Origin of the sequence: Psychrobacter sp. NPDC078501, assembly GCF_044900935.1 — a bacterium.
In the GTDB taxonomy this organism is placed as follows: Bacteria; Pseudomonadota; Gammaproteobacteria; order Pseudomonadales; family Moraxellaceae; genus Psychrobacter.
In genome coordinates this window covers 420,120-439,183 of record NZ_JBJDOS010000002.1, presented here as the reverse complement: position 1 = coordinate 439,183, position 19,064 = coordinate 420,120, and the positions used below count along the sequence as shown (strand labels likewise).

The 19,064-nt window shown below is 44.1% G+C and carries 15 protein-coding genes; 7 read left to right on the top strand and 8 right to left on the bottom strand.

Annotated features, from left to right (window positions below; translation table 11 throughout):
- Nucleotides 1-35: 35 nt before the first annotated feature.
- Nucleotides 36-899, bottom strand: a complete 864-nt coding sequence (locus ACI2IW_RS04825) for a universal stress protein (protein WP_404692839.1) — start codon at nt 897-899, stop codon at nt 36-38.
- Between the two features lie 420 nt (nt 900-1,319).
- Here ACI2IW_RS04825 and ACI2IW_RS04820 point away from each other — a divergent pair, with 420 nt between their 5' ends.
- The 7 genes from ACI2IW_RS04820 to ACI2IW_RS04790 all read left to right on the top strand — a co-directional run bounded on the left by ACI2IW_RS04820 (nt 1,320) and on the right by ACI2IW_RS04790 (nt 9,822).
- A complete protein-coding gene (locus ACI2IW_RS04820; RefSeq protein ID WP_341609443.1) occupies nt 1,320-1,853 on the top strand; it encodes a DUF2058 domain-containing protein in 534 nt (177 codons plus the stop codon).
- A gap of 455 nt (nt 1,854-2,308) precedes the next feature.
- Entirely contained in the window at nt 2,309-2,713 is a 405-nt protein-coding gene (locus ACI2IW_RS04815; RefSeq protein ID WP_102078490.1) for a hypothetical protein, read from the top strand.
- Nucleotides 2,714-2,970: 257 nt separating this feature from the next.
- Entirely contained in the window at nt 2,971-5,124 is a 2,154-nt protein-coding gene (locus tag ACI2IW_RS04810; protein WP_404692838.1) for an FAD-dependent oxidoreductase, read from the top strand.
- Between the two features lie 182 nt (nt 5,125-5,306).
- Nucleotides 5,307-6,605: an ABC transporter substrate-binding protein gene (locus ACI2IW_RS04805; RefSeq protein WP_404692837.1), complete on the top strand. Its 1,299-nt coding sequence runs from the start codon at nt 5,307-5,309 to the stop codon at nt 6,603-6,605.
- Complete coding sequence (locus tag ACI2IW_RS04800) at nt 6,602-8,365, top strand: ABC transporter permease (protein WP_404692836.1); 1,764 nt, start codon at nt 6,602-6,604, stop codon at nt 8,363-8,365. The genes ACI2IW_RS04805 and ACI2IW_RS04800 overlap by 4 nt, the downstream gene beginning before the upstream one ends.
- A 130-nt stretch (nt 8,366-8,495) precedes the next feature.
- Entirely contained in the window at nt 8,496-9,128 is a 633-nt protein-coding gene (locus ACI2IW_RS04795) for an ATP-binding cassette domain-containing protein (RefSeq protein ID WP_404692835.1), read from the top strand.
- Between the two features lie 67 nt (nt 9,129-9,195).
- Entirely contained in the window at nt 9,196-9,822 is a 627-nt protein-coding gene (locus ACI2IW_RS04790; protein WP_296211799.1) for a CDP-alcohol phosphatidyltransferase family protein, read from the top strand.
- A gap of 42 nt (nt 9,823-9,864) precedes the next feature.
- Here ACI2IW_RS04790 and ACI2IW_RS04785 read toward each other — a convergent pair whose 3' ends face one another.
- From ACI2IW_RS04785 to ACI2IW_RS04755, 7 genes are all read right to left on the bottom strand, one after another.
- Nucleotides 9,865-10,476 carry a TetR/AcrR family transcriptional regulator gene (locus ACI2IW_RS04785; protein WP_404692834.1) on the bottom strand — a complete coding sequence of 204 codons (612 nt, stop codon included), beginning with the start codon at nt 10,474-10,476 and terminating at the stop codon, nt 9,865-9,867.
- Nucleotides 10,477-10,715: 239 nt separating this feature from the next.
- Entirely contained in the window at nt 10,716-12,242 is a 1,527-nt protein-coding gene (locus ACI2IW_RS04780) for an aldehyde dehydrogenase family protein (RefSeq protein WP_404692833.1), read from the bottom strand.
- Nucleotides 12,243-12,386: 144 nt separating this feature from the next.
- Nucleotides 12,387-13,793, bottom strand: a complete 1,407-nt coding sequence (locus ACI2IW_RS04775) for a YjiH family protein (RefSeq protein WP_404692832.1) — start codon at nt 13,791-13,793, stop codon at nt 12,387-12,389.
- Nucleotides 13,774-15,612, bottom strand: a complete 1,839-nt coding sequence (gene dld / locus ACI2IW_RS04770; protein WP_404692831.1) for a D-lactate dehydrogenase — start codon at nt 15,610-15,612, stop codon at nt 13,774-13,776. The genes ACI2IW_RS04775 and dld overlap by 20 nt, the downstream gene beginning before the upstream one ends.
- 105 nt (nt 15,613-15,717) lie before the next feature.
- Nucleotides 15,718-17,439 carry a 5-guanidino-2-oxopentanoate decarboxylase gene (locus tag ACI2IW_RS04765; protein WP_404692830.1) on the bottom strand — a complete coding sequence of 574 codons (1,722 nt, stop codon included), beginning with the start codon at nt 17,437-17,439 and terminating at the stop codon, nt 15,718-15,720.
- A gap of 92 nt (nt 17,440-17,531) precedes the next feature.
- Complete coding sequence (locus ACI2IW_RS04760; RefSeq protein WP_404692829.1) at nt 17,532-18,275, bottom strand: MBL fold metallo-hydrolase; 744 nt, start codon at nt 18,273-18,275, stop codon at nt 17,532-17,534.
- On the bottom strand, nt 18,272-19,063 hold the full coding sequence (locus tag ACI2IW_RS04755) for a carbon-nitrogen hydrolase family protein (RefSeq protein ID WP_404692989.1): 792 nt from the start codon (nt 19,061-19,063) through the stop codon (nt 18,272-18,274). Before ACI2IW_RS04755 ends, ACI2IW_RS04760 begins: the two co-directional genes overlap by 4 nt.
- Nucleotide 19,064: the final 1 nt, after the last annotated feature.

Below are 19,064 nucleotides of genomic sequence, written 5' to 3'. Positions count from 1 at the left end.
ACGCCCTAGACGATAAACATAAATATATGACGTTATTACCGCACTAGAATGACCGGCGATAACGTGCTAGCGATAATTTCTGTCGTTGTACTACCGAGAAACAGTTGTTGCCATTTCGAATGTCCGTACGCACCCACGACCATAATATCGACATTGTTCTCTACCTGAAACTTTAACAATCCGTCCACCGCATCAGAAGCAGATAAGTGATGTGCTTCAACGACAAACCCAGCATCTTCTAACTGTGCAGCGGCGGCGCTCATACTTTGCTTGGCGGCGTCGTTATGATTGCCTACCATCACGATATGGCCTTTTAGACCTTTTAATAGTGGACTTTTTGACACCATTCGTGCCGCTTTAATAGAGGTCTTACTACCATCAAAGGCAATCATATAAGAGCTTGGCTCTTCAAATTTCTCTGAGCAAATCAATATGGGAATATCTGAGCCACGAGCGACCGTCTCGATCTGACTACCAATATTGATCCGACTGTTCTTATGATCTTCTCCGCGTCGTCCCATCACAATCGCACGATTTTCTTCTTTAAAATGCTCAATACTAGGAAGCAACTTGCCGTGGCGTTGATAAACGCGAACATTGACATCAGTGAAACTGCTTTGAAGGTGGCTTTTTGCATCTTGTACCAACGCATTGCTATAGCTGTTGACGACTTTTGCTCTTTGCTCATCCAACTGGGACAACTCTTCTAATAAAAACTGACGGCTATTTATGCCTATAGCACCTGATAAGTCTCGTCTGGTCGATGCAGGTATGTCACTGACGTGCAACAATCCAACAGGTACGTTTAATTTATTGGCATACCACGCTGCATAGTCACAAACTGATTCAGTCACTGCTGAGCCGTCAATACAGGCCAAAATGTGCTGTGATGTTGTCATAATCTGTCCTTAAATTTAATTATTTAATCCTATACAGCTTGTTAGTTCTGAACAAGCTATGCTCTTTGGCTTATGTCCTTTAACTTATAGTCTCTAGCTTATGCTCTCTGGCTTATGCTCTTCGACTAAGGTATGTTTCATTTACCTTATAATAGTTACCCTTTCAAAAATTATCTTATCAAGTAAATTTACCTCTTCATTTGATAATAACCAATTTATACGGCTTCATCCAGCGATGTGTGCGACCCTTTTGCAATAATTGCAATTTTTTACCGTCAGCCTTGTATAGGGCTTACCGCAGGCTGATATCTAGCTATATAGAAAGTCTTATCATCGTCTGACCACATGCGCTAGTAAAGTTTGCTACAATGTATTTTTTAGCATTTATGATTTCGGTATCGTTATTTAGGTGATTGGATTATGGCAAAAAATGCCCTACAGGCTCAATTATTAAAGGCTGGATTGGTTGATAGCAAAAAGGCCAAAAAAATCAGCAAGCAAACGCAACATGCCAAGCGTACTGGTGACTCAGAAAGCGTCGAAGCAAAAAAAGCGTTGGCAGAGGCGCAAGCCCAAAAGCTAGAAAAGGATCAAAAGCTTAATCAAGAAAAACAACGCGTATTGGAAGAGAAAGCATTAAAGGCCAATATCGTCCAAATGATTAAGCAGCATCAGATTACTGAGACAGAAGGTGAGGTCAGCTATCAGTTTGTCGATGAGTCCAAAGTAAAGAAAATCGCTATCACTCAGAAACTCTACGATCAAATCGTGGCCGGTCACGTGGTTATCGCACGTTTGGAAGAGAGCTACGCGCTACTGCCTCGTCCATTAGCTGACCGTATCGATTCAAAAATGGAAGGCTTTATGGTTGTGTCCAACGACACTGCTGAGGAAACATTGGCAGAAGACGATCCGTATGCCGCTTATGTGATTCCAGATGACTTGATGTGGTAAGGCATTATTCTAATGCTGTCAAATTTACTATAGTGTTATAAGCATCCCCTCAAAAGCCCTTTATAGGATTTACGTTCTATAAAGGGCTTTTTGCGTTTATACGGGTTATGCAAATCTTTATAGCGCAAGATAAACGTTAAATGTGTCGATAGACTCAATCAAACGTACACAAATCGGGCTTCTTTAACCTAACATTGCTGGTTTGGTTAAAGAAAGTAACCCAACCCTATAATTGCTAGAATATGGATATAATCAACTTGAACAGTTATTCAATAACTACTACAATGCGTTTTTAGTACATTTTGTGATAATACTTTGTTTATTTTTGAGTAATCACTCAACATTGTTCATATTTTACCTGTGTTTGTTACCTGATAGTTCGGTGCTCTCGTGCCCGTTTTATTTGCTTAATTTGTTCTAATTCACTTTTACTTTTTCTCAAAAAGAGATAATTCATGCCAAAACATTTACCACTCTCACTATTGTTTCTTCGCCTTGGTGTTTTCATCGTATTCTTCTTCTGGACACTCGATAAATTCGTAAATCCTGAGCATGCCGCCAATGTATTTGCTAAATTCTATGCACTAGAAAACTTGGGTATCACTATTGTTTATCTGATTGGTAGCTTACAAATCATACTGATCTTCTCGTTTGTCATGGGTCTATTCAAAAAATGGACATACGGCATTATCTTATTACTACACGCCGCGTCTACTTTTGCCTCCTTTGGTCTTTATCTAACGCCTTTTGATAACTTATTGTTCTTTGCTGCATGGCCAATGCTGGCAGCCTGTTTGGCGCTGTTCTTAATGAGAGACTATGACACCCTAACATTGGGTAAAAATACGTCTCCAGTATAAATGTCGGTGGCAGTGCTTATTGCTTAAGTAGTATAAATATCAGACAGCAAGACATAATTTATATACTATTAAGACTGCCGACTTAAATTTTTTATCGTAGTTAGGCGATTTAGATGATTCGATTTGATCGCCACGTTACTCAACTATAATTACTTAGGTATTGTTACTTAAGTTTAGTTATTCAGATGATGAGTATTCTACTGTTTGAGTAATAACTACGATTTTAGCCTTCGCTCCCTTATTTGGCCGGATTTTCCATGATTAAAAGAATATTTTTAATACTATTAATATTGATATTAGCGGCAAGCTTTTTTTATTTTGACCTAAATCAATTATTGACGCTTGATGGCTTAAAAGGGTCGATGGCGCAATTTAATGAATACAAAGCGCAGTCACCGCTATTGATTATCGGTGGGTTTTTCTTACTATATGTCATCGTTACTGCCCTCTCCTTACCAGGCGCTGCGATTTTGACGCTAGCCGCTGGTGCGCTATTTGGTTTGGTTCAGGGCTTACTCGTTGCCTCATTTGCATCGAGTATTGGTGCTACCATTGCCTTCTTGGCATCGCGATATCTACTGCGTGACACCATCAAACAGCGCTTTCCTGAGCGGTTGGCAGCTATTGATGCAGGCGTCGAAAAAGAAGGTGGGTTTTATTTATTTACCTTACGTCTGGTACCCATATTTCCATTCTTTTTGATTAACCTATTGATGGGTGTGACGTCTATTAAAACATGGACTTATTACTGGGTCAGTCAAATCGGTATGCTGGCTGGGACCTTTGTCTTTGTCAATGCAGGGACACAGCTGGCACAGATAGACAGCTTATCGGGTATTTTATCTTTCAACTTAATTGTCTCGTTTGCTTTATTAGGTTTCTTCCCATTAATAGCAAAAGGAGTGTTGAACATGTTTAAAAAACGCCGTGTTTATAAAAACCATACCAAACCTAAAAAGTTCGATCGCAATATGATTGTGATTGGCGCAGGCGCTGGTGGATTGGTTACAAGCTACATCGCTGCTGCCGTCAAAGCAAAAGTTACACTGATTGAAGTAGGTGAGATGGGCGGGGATTGTCTTAATTATGGTTGTGTACCTAGTAAGGCTATCATTAAGAGCGCAAAAATCGCTGATCAAATTCGTCATGGGGAAAACTACGGTCTAGAGAACACTGTACCGCAGTTTTCATTCAAAAAAGTGATGGCACGTGTACAGCAAGTAGTGGCTGATATCGCTCCGCACGATAGCGTTGAACGTTATACTAATTTGGGCGTCGATGTGGTCAAAGGCTATGCTAAATTAGTTGACCCGTGGACAGTAGAGATTCAACTAAATGACGGCGGTATGCAAACCCTAACAGCACGTACCATCGTTATCGCCACTGGCGCTCGCCCATTTGTACCGCCTCTGCCAGGTATAGAAGAAACTGGCTACGTAACCAGTGACACGCTATGGACGAAGTTTGCTGAGCTAGAAGAAGCCCCTAAGAAGCTAGTAGTACTGGGCGGTGGTCCAATCGGTAGCGAGCTTGCGCAAAGCTTTGCTCGACTGGGTTCTAATGTGACGCAAATTGAGATGAGCGATCGCATTATGGGTAAAGAAGACCTCGAAGTGTCTACCTTTGCTCACCAGTCGCTCACTGATAGCGGTGTTAATATTTTGACCTCACATCAAGCGATGCGCTGCGAGATACGTGATGGCAAAAAATACATTATCGTCAAACACAATGAAACAGAAATTGATATCGAGTATGATGAGCTACTTTGTGCCGTTGGTCGTAGCGCACGCCTTGAAGGTTATGGTTTAGAGGCGCTAGGTATCGAAACCAATCGTACCATCGTGACCAACGAATACTTAGAGACGTTATATCCCAATATTTTTGCCGCGGGTGATATCGTCGGTCCTTATCAGTTTACTCATGTCGCCGCCCATCAGGGTTGGTATGCCGCAGTGAATGGGCTGTTTGGCAATCTGAAGAAGTTTAAAGTAGATTATCGTGTCATTCCTTGGGTTACGTTTATCGACCCAGAAGTCGCTCGAGTCGGTATCAACGAGCAAGAAGCCATTGATAAAGGTATCGATTACGAGATTACTCGTTTTGAGTTTGAAGAGCTGGATCGTGCTATTACAGATGGCGCTGCTAAAGGTTTTATCAAAGTCATCACGTCAAAAGGTAAAGACAAAATACTGGGTGTTACAGTAGTGTCTGAACATGCAGGCGACCTAATCGCTGAGTTTGTACTGGCCATGAAACATGGTCTGGGTCTTAATAAAATATTGGGCACCATTCATAGCTACCCTACTTGGGCTGAAGGCAACAAATACGCCGCTGGTGAGTGGAAACGTGCTCATGCGCCTGAGACCGTATTAAGTTGGTTAGAAAAATACCATACTTGGCGTCGCGGTTAGTTAATATCAGTTAATTAAGGACAGTTTGCTGGTCAACGTCATTAAATGACGCGATTGGTAGCAAAGTGTTAAAAGACTCCAATAAAGCTGGTTTAGATTTTGTGATATCTGTTTGGTTTGACATGGCAGACTAGGAAATCTTTACCAGCTTTACTAACATTTAAATCATAACGGAAACTTGAATGCGCGTTATTACCACTTTACCGATGCTCAAACGTCTTACGCGACATAGCACCTACGCTATGGTGATGAGCATTTGTATTGGTATATCAGCAAGCACAGCATCGCCAACTACTGCCAATATTAATCAAGACCTATCACCTTGGCAGCAGATAGAAGCCCAAGGCAGCAATCAAGACGTTTACTTCTATGCATGGGGCGGTGACCCACAGATTAACGCCTATCTACAATGGGTCGCCGATCAAGTCGATGACAAATATAATATCAACTTAGTCCATGTCAAATTGAGCGACACCAGTGAAGCAGTCAGTCGGGTACTCGCAGAAAAATCCGCTCACAATGTCGATCAAGGCAGTGTTGATTTGGTCTGGATTAATGGTGCTAACTTTGCCACCATGAGTGAAAACTCGTTATTACTTAAACAATGGGCAAACAAACTGCCCAATTTTGCGTTGACTGATCCGGACAATAATCCAACCGTAAATTTCGACTTTGGTGTGCCGACTAACGGTATGGAAGCACCTTGGGGACAAGCCTCTCTGACGTTCTATTACGACAGCCTGTCGACCAGTAAACCGCCAACAACGCTAACTGAACTGACTACTTGGACAGCACAAAACCCTGGCCGATTTAGCTACCCAAAGCCGCCTGATTTTTTGGGTATGAGTTTCTTAAAATACGTCTTAGTCATGCTGCATGAACAACAAGACGCTCAAACGGGTAAAGACATTAGCGCACAGCTCAACTTGCCTGCCACCAAAGAAAACACCGCGCTCGTATTAAATCCGCTATGGGCGTTTTTAGATGACTTTCATCCAACCTTATGGCGTAATGGCGAGCAGTTTGTACAGACAGGTGCGCAGATGCGGCGCTTGGTCGATGATACGGAGCTGAGTCTCGCGTTTACCTTTTCAGCACCAGAAGTTCCTGCGGCTGTACAGCGTTATGACTTACCCAAAAGCATTCGCAGCTATGCCATGAGTGACGGCAGCTTAAGCAATACTCATTTTGTTGCTATCCCTTATAACGCTAGCCATCCTCAGGCGGCACAATTAGTAGCCAACTTTTTGATGAGTCCAGAAGCCCAAGCAAAAAAACAAACCCCTTCGGTATGGGGTGACAAAAGCGTACTGGTTCAATCTACACTTAGCCCTGCACAACAAGCATTATTCAAAACCAAGCAGCCCCATCCAAGCGCCCTGCCCTTTGATAGTGTCAAACGCACGGTAAGCGAGCCGCATCCAAGTTGGGTAGAGGCTATCCAGCAAGGCTGGCAAGCACGTTATGGGGTGAGTCCATGAGCCAAGGTTTTGATAAAATAACGGAAAAAGGTGATAGCCCTAGACCTATTACGCTTGAGAAAAAAGACCTGTTTACGCGTATCGTGTCTTTTAGTCCCAAACTCTTAATTCTCATATTAATATTACCGGTACTCTGTGGCCTTATCTGTGTACTGTTGCCTGCCCTGAGCTGGCTTCCTGCTCTAGAAAAAACGACTCTGAATCTGCAAGGGTTTATAGACCTATGGCAAACACCTGGCATCACGCAAATGGCTGCATTAAGTCTGGCTACAGGACTTATCAGCACCCTACTTGCTTTTGTTATTGCCCTGATGATATTGGCCGCATTTTTTAACAGTGTTTGGTTGCAGCGTATTGAGCATTTATTAAGTCCTATCTTGGTCATTCCTCATGCAGCTGCAGCCATTGCCGTTGGGTTTTTGATTGCACCATCAGGTATGTTTGCACGGCTCATCTCCCCGTGGCCAACTGGTTGGGAGATGGCACCCGATGGTATGTTTCCGCATGATCCATACGGTATCAGCATTATCTTGGGTTTAACTCTAAAAGAGCTGCCGTTTTTGCTATTAATGGCTTTGGGCGCGCTGGCTCAGCCTGAGCTTGGTAAAAAACTGCGTCAACAGTATACCGTTGCTCTCAATTTGGGTTACTACCCAATTACTGCCTTTTTTAAGGCGGTCTTGCCTCTGCTATACCCTTTTCTACGTTTACCGATTTTGGCCGTGTTGGCCTATGCCAGTGCGAGTGTCGAGATGCCATTGATATTGGGTCCTAACACACCGCCAACACTTGCTGTCTCTATCATACAGTGGTTCAATGATGTTGATCTTACTCTACGTATTAAGGCATCAGCAGGCGCATTATTACAGCTCGTACTGACAGCAGGTTTAGTCGTCTTTTGGCTGGGTGGCGAAAAAACGATCAAAGCAATATTCAATGTTTCGTCAATCAATGGCAAACGTCATTATGCAGATGCTATTTGGCAAAAAGTCACTGCCATTCTTACTGTAGGCGTGATTGGTTTTATGCTACTGTCACTATCTGGCCTCGTTTTATGGGCATTTGCAGGATTTTGGCGGTTTCCAGCGATGCTACCAGAGCAATTCGTGCTACTACACTTTCAAAGTGCCTTTACCCAAATGAGCACACCATTGGTCAATACGCTTAGCATTGGGGCCGTCAGTACTGCCTTTGCTGTTTTTCTGACTTTGCTATGCTTGGAAGCTGAGCAACTGAGTGCTAAGCCATTGTCACACTTCACCAGTTTTATTATTTACTTACCGCTACTGGTGCCAAGTATTGCGTTTCTATTCGGCTTAGTATGGTTACAGCAGTTGGCCAATCATCAATCAGAATTTTTTAACGTGGCATTCGCCCATCTTTTATTCGTGCTACCGTATGTATTTTTATCATTGGCCAGTAGCTATCGACGCTTAGACTCACGTTTTGCTCATGTGGCCGCAAGCCTTGGTGCTGCCCCAATTAAAGTGTTTTTTCAGATAAAACTGCCGCAGCTATTTGCCCCTATTTTGATTGCCATTGCTCTTGGTCTAGCGATTAGCTTTGGTCAGTATTTGCCAACTCTATTGGCGGGCGGTGGACGTATTGCTACTATTACGACAGAAGCGGTGACATTGGCAAATGGTGCCAGTAGGCGTACCAGTGCCGTCTATGCCATCATGCAAATGGCGCTACCGCTCATCGGTTTTATATTGGCTTGGATGTTACCCAAATACTTTTTTAGAAGTGGCGCACGGTAGCAGGTTTACCATGACATGAATAAGAACAGTTGTGAAAGGCATCAGCTATCGAAAACAGCCCTTATGAAAAAACTATCCACTAAAAACACTAAAATCATTAGTCATGAAAAACGTAAATAAAGGGTTCCTGATGCCATCATCTCTACAGATAAAAGACTTACAACTGTTTCGTCAAAACGAGCAGTTATTGAGTATCAATGAGCACATCGCTGGTGGCGATATCCTAACCGTGATGGGCCCTTCTGGTAGTGGCAAGTCCAGCTTACTGAACTGGCTAACAGGCACTTTGGCGAGCGATTTTACCGCGACGGGTACTGTCTGGTTAAACGATAAAAATGTGACTCACCTGCCTGCGCATTTACGCCGTATTGGTGTGCTGTATCAAGATGCACTGCTGTTTTCGCACCTATCAGTCGCGGGTAATATTGCTTTTGCCATGCCAAAAGGAAACAAAAAACAGCGAGTTGAAAAAATAACCCAGTCTTTAGCGCAAGTGGGCTTAGAAGGAATGGGAGATCGTCATCCTGATAACCTATCAGGTGGTCAACAAGCACGTGTTGCCCTACTACGCACGCTGCTGAGTGAGCCCAAAGCGATACTACTTGATGAGCCATTTAGCAAACTTGATACTCAATTAAGAATGGATACACGGCAATTGGTATTCGATCAGATTCGTACTCATAAGTTGCCTGCTATTATGGTCACGCACGACCAAAGCGATGCCGAAGCAGCCAATGGTAAAGTTATTTATGTAGGACGATAATTTTGGACATCAGAGTCAAACACTCAACCAAAATGACAAAGAAAGCAAAATATAGAAGGCAGCTCGCATGTTAGACAAGTTTATTACGCCCGTGATCAAGCCACTGCTAACTCCAATAGTAGCGACATTGCATAAGCTCGGCATTACGGCTGATCAGCTTACGGTAGCTGGATTCTTGGTTGGTATGTTGGCATTACCACTACTCGCGTTTGAGCTATGGTATGGCGCACTGGCAGTGATTATATTGAATCGTATTTTTGATGGGCTAGATGGTGCGATGGCACGCTATGCACAGCAAAGCTCAAGTGCAGGCGGTTATCTCGATATTACCCTCGACTTTCTGTTTTATGCAGCTGTACCACTCGGGTTTATCTTGGCCAATCCTGCGCAAAACGCTATTGCAGGTGCATTACTACTGGCGGCATTTATCGGTACAGGTTCGAGCTTTTTGGCCTTTGCGATTTCTGCAGAAAAGTTTCAATTAGACAAGCCTCAGTTTAAGTATAAAAGCTTTTATTATCTTAATGGTCTTACTGAAGGTACCGAGACCATTGCTCTTTTTATCGCTCTCTGTATTTGGCCTCAGCATTTTGTGCTACTTGCTGGTATCTTTGCTACCGCCTGCGCTATTACTATTTTCACTCGTATACATGGTGGGTATCATACCCTCAAGCAGCTCGAATCTACCAAGTAAGCGCCTGAGATATACGTCATATTGAAACCTAGCAATGAACCTCTAAGCATTTACTGAATCATCTAGTCGCAGTGCTTCTATAGATAAGGCCATATCTTCAGCAAGGGCGTGTACCGTCGAGCTCTCTATGTCACGCTGTGCAAAGGCACGCAGTCCCATGACTTCTGCCTGTAAGCGGCGACCGAGTCTAACCGGATCAAGCTCACTATCCATCTCACCGACATTCTGCGCTTCTCTAAAGCATTCTATAAAACGCGTCTCCATACCTGCCAGCAGCATCTCCACCTTGGTTAACGCTGTCTGCTCACGCGCACCTAGCTCTAGTAAGCTTTTGACCAACATACAGGCTCGGCTCGGTAACGCCTTATCACGAATCCCGCCAAGCTGACGTATATAAGCGGCCAATCCTAATAAAGGCGTTTCATGATGGCTCAACACTCGCTCAAGCTCGGTCAGTCCTAGACGCGCATAATATTCTAGTGCTTCTTGAAACAGGCCTTCTTTATTACTGAAAGCGGCATAGATACTGCCTGGGCGCATATCGAGCGCTTGCTCTATGTCTTTTAGAGACGTGGCATGAAAGCCCTTTTGCCAAAAAAGCTGTAGCGCACGCTCCAAGGCGTCATGACGGTTGTAAAGTGCGGTGCGTGACATAATGTGCCCCATTTAAAAAGCCGTGACCTCATATAAAAATGGGCACGGCTATAAAACTTGAATGATTGCTCAATTTTATCCTGAATGGGTGCGACAGTAAAGTTAATATAAGAAACGGTCTGGTAAACAAACGTAATGTTAGAACGCGACCTAGCTATCAACAATAATTCAATAGCCATGCTGATAGCTAGGAAATAGCCACTCTATAGTGGCTAGTGACAATCTAGTTAAAAATCCAATTAATCGGTCAACAATACATGTTTGCTCTTCTGATAAGCGGACAAACCATCACCGCCCAACTCACGGCCGATACCACTGTGTTTGAACCCGCCCCACCCTGCTTCTGGCAATACGATTTGTTGCTCGTTAATCCAGATATGCCCGGCTTTGATTTGTAGCGCCATCTCGAGTGCGGCAGTCTCATCGGGGCTCACGATGGTTGCTGCTAGAGCAAACTTACTATCATTAGCTAGACGGATAGCCTCTGCGCCGTCAGTAAAGGTTGCACAGACTAATACAGGCCCAAACACTTCCTCCATCCATAACTGACTGGTCGTTGGCACATTCGTATAGACAGTTGGCTTTACAAAATAGCCAGATGCTTCTAATAACTCACCGCCGGTTAAGCAGTCCAGATTTTCAGCTGTCGCAACATCAAAGAATTTCTGAACTTGGTTCAATTGCTGTTTGCTCACCAATGGGCCCATTTGCGTATCTGTCGCAAAACCATCACCAATTTGCAGACTTTCCGTTTTTACTTTTAACGTCTCAAAAAGCTGTTCAGCGATGTCTTGATGGACAACCAATCGCGAAGTGGCCGAGCATATCTGACCTGCATTGGTAAATATGCCGCCAATGATTAAATCACAAGCGTAATTAATATCAGCATCTGCGCAGACCACAATAGCAGACTTGCCACCCAACTCTAGACTAATGTCTTTGATGCCTTTTGCTGCTTGAACCATCACCTTTTCGCCGACTACATTGCTGCCAGTAAACGATACTTTGTCAATCAGCGGATGACTGGTCATAGCAGTGCCCACTTCGGCAGCACCCGGTAAAATATTAACCACCCCTTTTGGCAAGCCAATCTCAGATAAGATATTACCTAGCATAAGCTCTGGTAATAATGTCACCTCAGACGGTTTTAATAGCACAGTACAACCTGCCGCTAGCGCAGGTGCCAGCTTCCAAGAGGTCGTTACCATTGGGAAATTCCAAGGGGTAATCAGCGCACAAATACCCACTGGCGAGTATGTCTTTAACAAACGAATACCCGACTCAAGCGTTGAGACCTTAGACCACGTTGCCTGATCTGTGATGAGGTTGGCATAGTAGCGATAGCAAGCAATGGCGTCCCCTACGTCTATCTTTGCTTCTTCAATTGGCTTACCGTTGTTTAATACAGACAGCCCAACCAACTTATCGAATTGCTGCTCCATAGACTCTGCAATCGCATTTAGATAGCGGGCGCGCTCACTTACACTAGTCTGTGACCATCCAGCAAACGCTTCATCAGCCGCTTCAACTGCCTGCTCTACATGGGCACTGGTACATAGATGCGTCGTTGCGATCACCTCGCCTGAATTTGGATCATACAACGCATGGTTATTCGTATTATCAAAGCTTGCATCACCAGAATCGGTCGCGAGCGCTTCAATCGTAACCCAGTCACCATTGATATAAGCGGCATTTAATACAACTTCATTTTGAGCCGCTTGTATAGCAGTTTCTTTGGTTAAGTCTGTAGAATTCAGCATTTCCATAATGGTCAATCGCCTTATATTTTTTGAAATAATCTTTAGGTACATAATGTCATTGGCTAAATGGTCGGTTTAACTGACTACAGAAAAACCGACCATTTGTATATTATCGTTAGGCTATATGCCTTGTGAATACTAGACACGCCACTAATACAGTAGATGCGCCACTGATGTGATGACTACTAAGCTGATAAGCGTGCGAAGGATAAAGATCAAAAATAGCTCTAACACATTTAGCTTGATATTTGACTTCAAAATCAGTGCACCTACTTCAGACATATAGATAATCTGAGTGATTGAAGCAGCACCAACGATGAATCGTGTCATCTCACTCTCGATACTTTTACCCACCAATGCTGGCAAGTACATATCTGCAAAGCCCATAATCATGGCAGGTGCCGCTTTTGCCGCTTCTGGAATCTGTAACCATTCAAGTACTGGTACAAGCGGTGTCGCAATCCAATTAAAGACAGGCGTGTACTCTGCTAAACCAAGGCCAATCGTACCGATAGCGAACGTAACTGGAATTAGTCCCAAATAGATATCAAACAGATTGTGTACGCTGCGTTTGAACACTTTACCTAAGCTAGGCATAGAGTGCGCACGAGTGACGGCACGATTGACAGCCCATTGGTACGTTGTATATTCAGCAGGAATGCCTTCATCAAGCATGCTTTTTCCCGAGTGATACGTATCAGGCTTGAGAGACAATGGCGGTATACGCGGCATGATAATCGCAGCGATAAAACCAGTTAGCGCAATGGTCAGATAAAAGAAGACGAAGTTATTGTCCACGCCGATGGTTTTGGCAACCACATAGGTAAAGGCGATAGAAGTGACTGAAAATGTGGTCGCGATAATGGCGGCTTCACGTTGGCTATAGAAACTCTTATCATATTCTTGCATAGTGACCAGCAAGCCGATAGACGCTGCACCAAACCAAGAAGACATTGCGTCGACAGCAGAACGACCAGGTAGTTTAAAGAGCTTGATAAATACTTTACTGGCTAACGTGCCCAAAAACTCCATCAAACCGAAATCAGTCAAAAATGGCAGCGATAAAATGGCAAAGAAGAATAATGGAATCAATACAGGAATCAAATCTTCAAAAATGACACCGCCCGTATTCCGATTGATAATAAACTCAGGGCCGACTTGTAGAAAAATCATCCAAACAAATACCATTCCTAAAAACCGGATAGCAAGCCAAAACCACTCAATATCAAAGAGTTTTTTGGCAAGCGAACCTTCATTTAGATTTGGCTTCAATACTTTGACGGCTAGCGCACCAAAAAAGGATATCGTCACGAGTGCCATCGTGATATAGGTCACCAAACCACCTAGGGCGGTTTGTAGCGTATCGGTCAACACACCCAATAAAATCGTGACTTTACCATCCCACTCGAACGGTATGATAAACAGCGCGATACCCAGTGCTGAAAACAACAAAAACTTCCACATAGCTGCACGCCATTGAGCGGCTTTTGGGGTCTCTGGATCGACAGTATTGTTTCCTAAAATCGGCTGCTGCGACTTATCCATATAACTCGTCATTTAACTTCTCCTTGATGGGCGATGATTGCCAGTTTTTCCATTTCTCTGTCTGACCAATACCTGGGTTGAGAGAATTGGTTGGATCCAGTTTTTTATAAAAATAATGTAGCTCAGTTTTAGCAGGATACACATGCCCCACATTGTGTTCGGCAGGATACTCAATATGACGCTTATCATAAAATGCCAGCAGCTCATCCTTGAATTGCTTGGCATTGGTCATCGGTTTCAATAAATAGTCTTGGTGCATGACATGGCAAAAAAAATGCCCCAAATAAAAGGTTTTACTGACTTGTTCTTTTAAGTATGCAGGTAGAATCTCGTCCCAATCTGTCGCGTTTCTTGGTAAGGCAATATCAGTCGCTAACAGCTCACCAAATTGGGTGTGGTTGAGATTATGGTAGCGAAACATAGCGGCGGTGGCGGCACTGCGAAATATTAATAACGATTGCGATTCAAGCTCTGTGCATACATGCAGTGCACCTTGATACTGCTGCATATGATTCTGCAAAAAATTCTGCGCAGCGGCGATATTGTTGCCATCATTTTTATTAGTATCTTTATCTGAATTTTTATTAATGCCATTATCAAAGTCGTTATCAAAATTATTTGCGACTTTTATAATCAAATGGTATTTATATAAGAGTGCTTGTGTAGTCAAAGTAGCTGGTAATGACGGCGGCATAAACCTAGATGTCATCTGCAATATCCGATCTGGCAGCGTTTTTGGAAGATGCCACTTATCCAAATAGTAGCCAATCTTTGCTTGCATTTGATATAACGTCCCTATCTGACTAGCAGGAAGCTTACGCATGCTCAAGCAAGTGTCTCGACCATAGTGCATCGTGATGTCGTTATAATCTTTGTGCATATACTCAGCCAAGATAGGCAATTTCAACTCGCTTTTTAACCATTGTTTTCTGAGTGTGGTCAAGGTATCAGCGTCGTTGGTCGAGATATAAAATGTTTGCTCGTGTTTGGGCTTAGCAAAGGTCGCTACCCTCACCGCAAATACAATGACCTTGCCAGCTGAGCCAGACGCTTCATACAGGCCGTCAGGATCATTGTTAAATCTAGCAGGTGTCTCTGCCTCACAATCACGGACTTTGTATTGATAATGATGGTTGGTACAGACTTTACTGTTGCTCGTCCTATTCGAGACCTTACTAAACGTGCCAGCTTGCAGGTTCTCTAGCATTTCCTCTGGATGCGTACCCAGATCTAGTCCCAGATGATTGATTAACTCAAACGTTCCTGATGCATTGCGTCTGGCAAATAGAGACATCTCAGTATAGGCAGGTCCACGCTGTACCAACATTCCACCTGAGCTATTGCAGATACCGCCTATCACCGATGCGCCCACACAACTAGAGCCCAGTACTGAATGCGGCTCACGCCCTAATGGCCCAAGGGTAGACTCTAATTGCTGCAAAGTAGCTGCTGGCAAAGCAACCAGTTCTGCTGCATCGTTGAGTAAATGCACGCCGCCCAATAACTGCATAGAGATTACGACTAGTGGCCTATCATAATCTCCATTCGGTATTGAGCCACCTGTTAGGCCTGTATTGGCCGCTTGAGCAATGATAATCACATCGGCAGCGGCACAGATATTAATGACGCGCCATAGTGCCACAAGAGAGTGCGGTATCACAACTGCTACGGTCGCGTCCGTGACAGCCTCAATCGCACCTTGCACATAAGGCTGCTGTTGGCTAGGTTTTGTCAATATATTGGTCGTACCAATGACAGCAGCAAGCGCCGTCAACAAACGCGGTATTTGCTCATGTCTACTTTTTGACATTTCTCTAGCATTGAGCGTCATGAACGTGCTTCCTTGCGTAACCAGCGTTTGTCATTCTTTTGTCGTTTTTTAGAACTGTGACTATCAGTCTCGTGATTATCCGTAGTATTAGCGCCAATATTAATATTAACTAAAATAAGTCGCTGTCTTAGCCATTTCTTTTAGAAAATCGTCCGCCTCATCAATCTCATAAATAATTGGTTGTTTACCCTTCGTGTCTACTTTTAATGCGTCTAGCAATTGCTGCTTATCGGTGATTCTACGATAGCCAGCGCCAAACCCTGCTGCTAATGGCTCAAAATTTGGCGTTTTGATATTGACGCCAATCAATGGTAGGCCGCCCTCTTCCATGTAACGACGAATCTCACCGTAGCCTTGGTTGTTCCATAGCAAAACGATCAATGGTAGCTCAAGCTCGGCTGCGCAGATAAGCTCAGCAATTGTAAATTGAATACCACCATCACCCATTAGACTGACGACAGGTAGGTTTGAGCCAACCATGGCGCCAATAGCAGCAGGCAAACCATAGCCTAATGTGCCAAAACCCGTCGATGAATTAAACCATTTACGCGTCGCCAAGGCTTCTAGGCCAAGGTTGCCACTGTAGACAGGCTGCGTTGAATCACCAACGAAAATGACGTCTTCTACTTCATCTCTAATCAGCTTTAGTAATGCATTTTGACCCGCAAAGTCTGTCGTTACATCCTTCAAGATAGCTTGTTTTGCCTCATTGACACGTGACAGTGCTTGATGGTCAAATGTCTGACCTTCTAAGCGACTACATAAACCACTAATCGCCATTTGCGCGTCAGACAGTACCGCAATATCTGCTCTAAACGGACGCTGCAATTGCTGGGCATCACAGTCGATACGTACCAGCGTGCCGTTGATTTTGAACTCACCATTAAAGAACACATCATAGTCAGTCTCGCCAAGCTCAGTACCAATCGCTAACACCCAATCCGCCTCGGTAATCACGGCTCGGCCTGCTTCTAATGACTGGTTGCTACCTAAACTTAATGGATGACCAGGTGGCAGCAAGCCTTTTGCATTAATCGTCAAAAACGTTGGCGCATCTATCAGCTCTGCCAATCGTTGTGCATCTTGATCGATATCAACACAGCCGCCTCCATAAAGTATTACAGGGTTTTTCGCGGTTTGTAATGACTGCACGATTAGGTCTAATTGCGTAGGATTCGGCAATGGTCTTGTGACCTGTGGTAGGCTCAAATTATTTGTACTAGCTTCGCTATTTGCTACAGCATTTAACTTAGGCGGCTTAGCAACGTGGCTGGCATCAGCAGTGATGACATCGATAGGCAGCTGAATATGTACAGGGCCAGGACGTGCACCGTTAAATAAGGCAAAAGCTTCTGCAATGACTTTCGGTAGCGATTCAGGTTGCCAAATGGTCTTACTCGTCAATGCTACTTTGCTAATCATGCCTTGCTGATCATGCAGCTCATGCAAATGCCCTTCGCCACTACCCGTGTCTTTGACTTTATTGACACTAGAGATGACCAACATCGGTATCGAATCAGCCAATGCCTGCGCCATCGCCGTCATAATGTTGGTCATGCCAGGGCCAGTGATGATAAAACACACGCCAATCTTCCCAGAGGCACGGTAGTAGCCATCCGCCATAAACCCAGCGCCTTGTTCATGACGTGGCGTCACATGACGAATATTGGTATTAGGTAGACCGCGATACAGCTCTACTGTGTGTACACCAGGGATACCAAAAACGGTCTCTACACCATAATACTCTAGCCACTGCACCAACAGCTCACCGCAGGTCAATGATGATGTATCAGTCACAGGAGAAGGCGTTTGCGTCAATTGGGTCATGGGTCAGTCATCCTACAAAATATAATTAGTATTAAGTTAAAATTTTTATATTGGCTAATGGTTTATTTTTAATCGTTATTAAATGCTATTCATTACAAGTCATGGTGCCGTAACCAATCATCAATCATGATGTTTAAGCGTTTACCTGAAAAGCTAGGGAAATGCCCACCATGAACGACTCGCACTGGTAGTGCATTTAAGCGGCGCATGCTCTTAGCGTAGTCAGATATATTGCTGTGCCACGTATCTTCAATTAATGGGCCATCATAGATAAGGTCACCAGAAATCAGCGTTTCGCTAGCAGCTTCCCACAAGGCGATACCACCTGGAGAATGGCCAGGCGTATGAATTACTTCAAACTGACGATTGCCCAAATCAATCACGTCACCATCTTCAAGCTGCATAATTTTCGCTGGTGCCGCAATTTTATAGCCGCAATGGGCATAAGGTTCAGGCGGTAGCGCGTCAAACATCTCATCGTTGACAAACATATCTGCCAAAGTACGAGCATTGTCTGGTTCAGCTAGGATGTGTGCTTCAGCAGAATGGACATGACAGCAGTCAAACTCATTTGCTGCGCCAATGTGGTCAAAATGGGTGTGACTGGCTACACCAACGATATCGCGATCAGCGAGCAAAGCGACATGGCGGCGCAATGGTACAGCACCTAACCCAAAATCTACTAATAAATCACGTTCGCTACCCCGTACGTGCCACAAATTACAGCGAAAAAACGGCTTAATCCATGGCTCATCGATAAGTGTGATTCCGTCACTGAGCGTGGTGGTTCGATACCAGTTTTCTGACTTGATTCGAGGTAATGACTGCTCACTCATAAGTCAGCTCCATTAACGACATGAGTATCTTTAAGAGCACGCAGATCCTTAAGATAATTTTGGTGCGTGCGACTCTCATCAATAAGGGCGAGATCGATATCTACTATCATCGTGCCAGCGGTCAAACCAAGCCTTCCGATTACCTCACCATCGGGACCAGCGACGATGCTATTGCCACAGTAATGAAGGGTGTCTTCTACGCCTGAGCGGTTGATACAAGCAACAAAGCATTGATTGTCCATGGCACGAGCGCGAATTTGCAGTACCTGACGTTCTGCATTTGGCAACATATTTGCTGTAGGTGACAGGATGACCTCCGCCCCTGCTTGAGCTAGCTCTCTTGCCACCTCTGGGAATTCATTATCGTAGCAAATCATTAAACCCAATTTGCCGAATCGAGTGTCAACCACGCAGGACTTTTTACCTGCTATAAAGAACTCGTTTTCACGATCCCATAAATGACGCTTAGTATAAGTCGCAAGGTGTTGCCCATTATCATCTAGCAGTATGGCAGAGTTGCTTAACTCACCATTAGACTGGCGCTCAGCGAGACCAAATAGTAGATGCAAGTTGTATTTATCAGCAAGTCTCGCTGCCTCAGTGACAATTGGACCATCGATAGTTTGCGCTAAGCGATCAAGACGCTCAAATATGTTGTAGCCTGTGAATGCAAGCTCTGGCAACGCGAGCAGATCTACTTTTGCCTCTACTGCTAGGCGGCAAAGAGACTCTAAAGCTTCTAGATTGGCCGTCGCTTCAGCCAGTAAAGGACTGGTTTGAGCAATCATC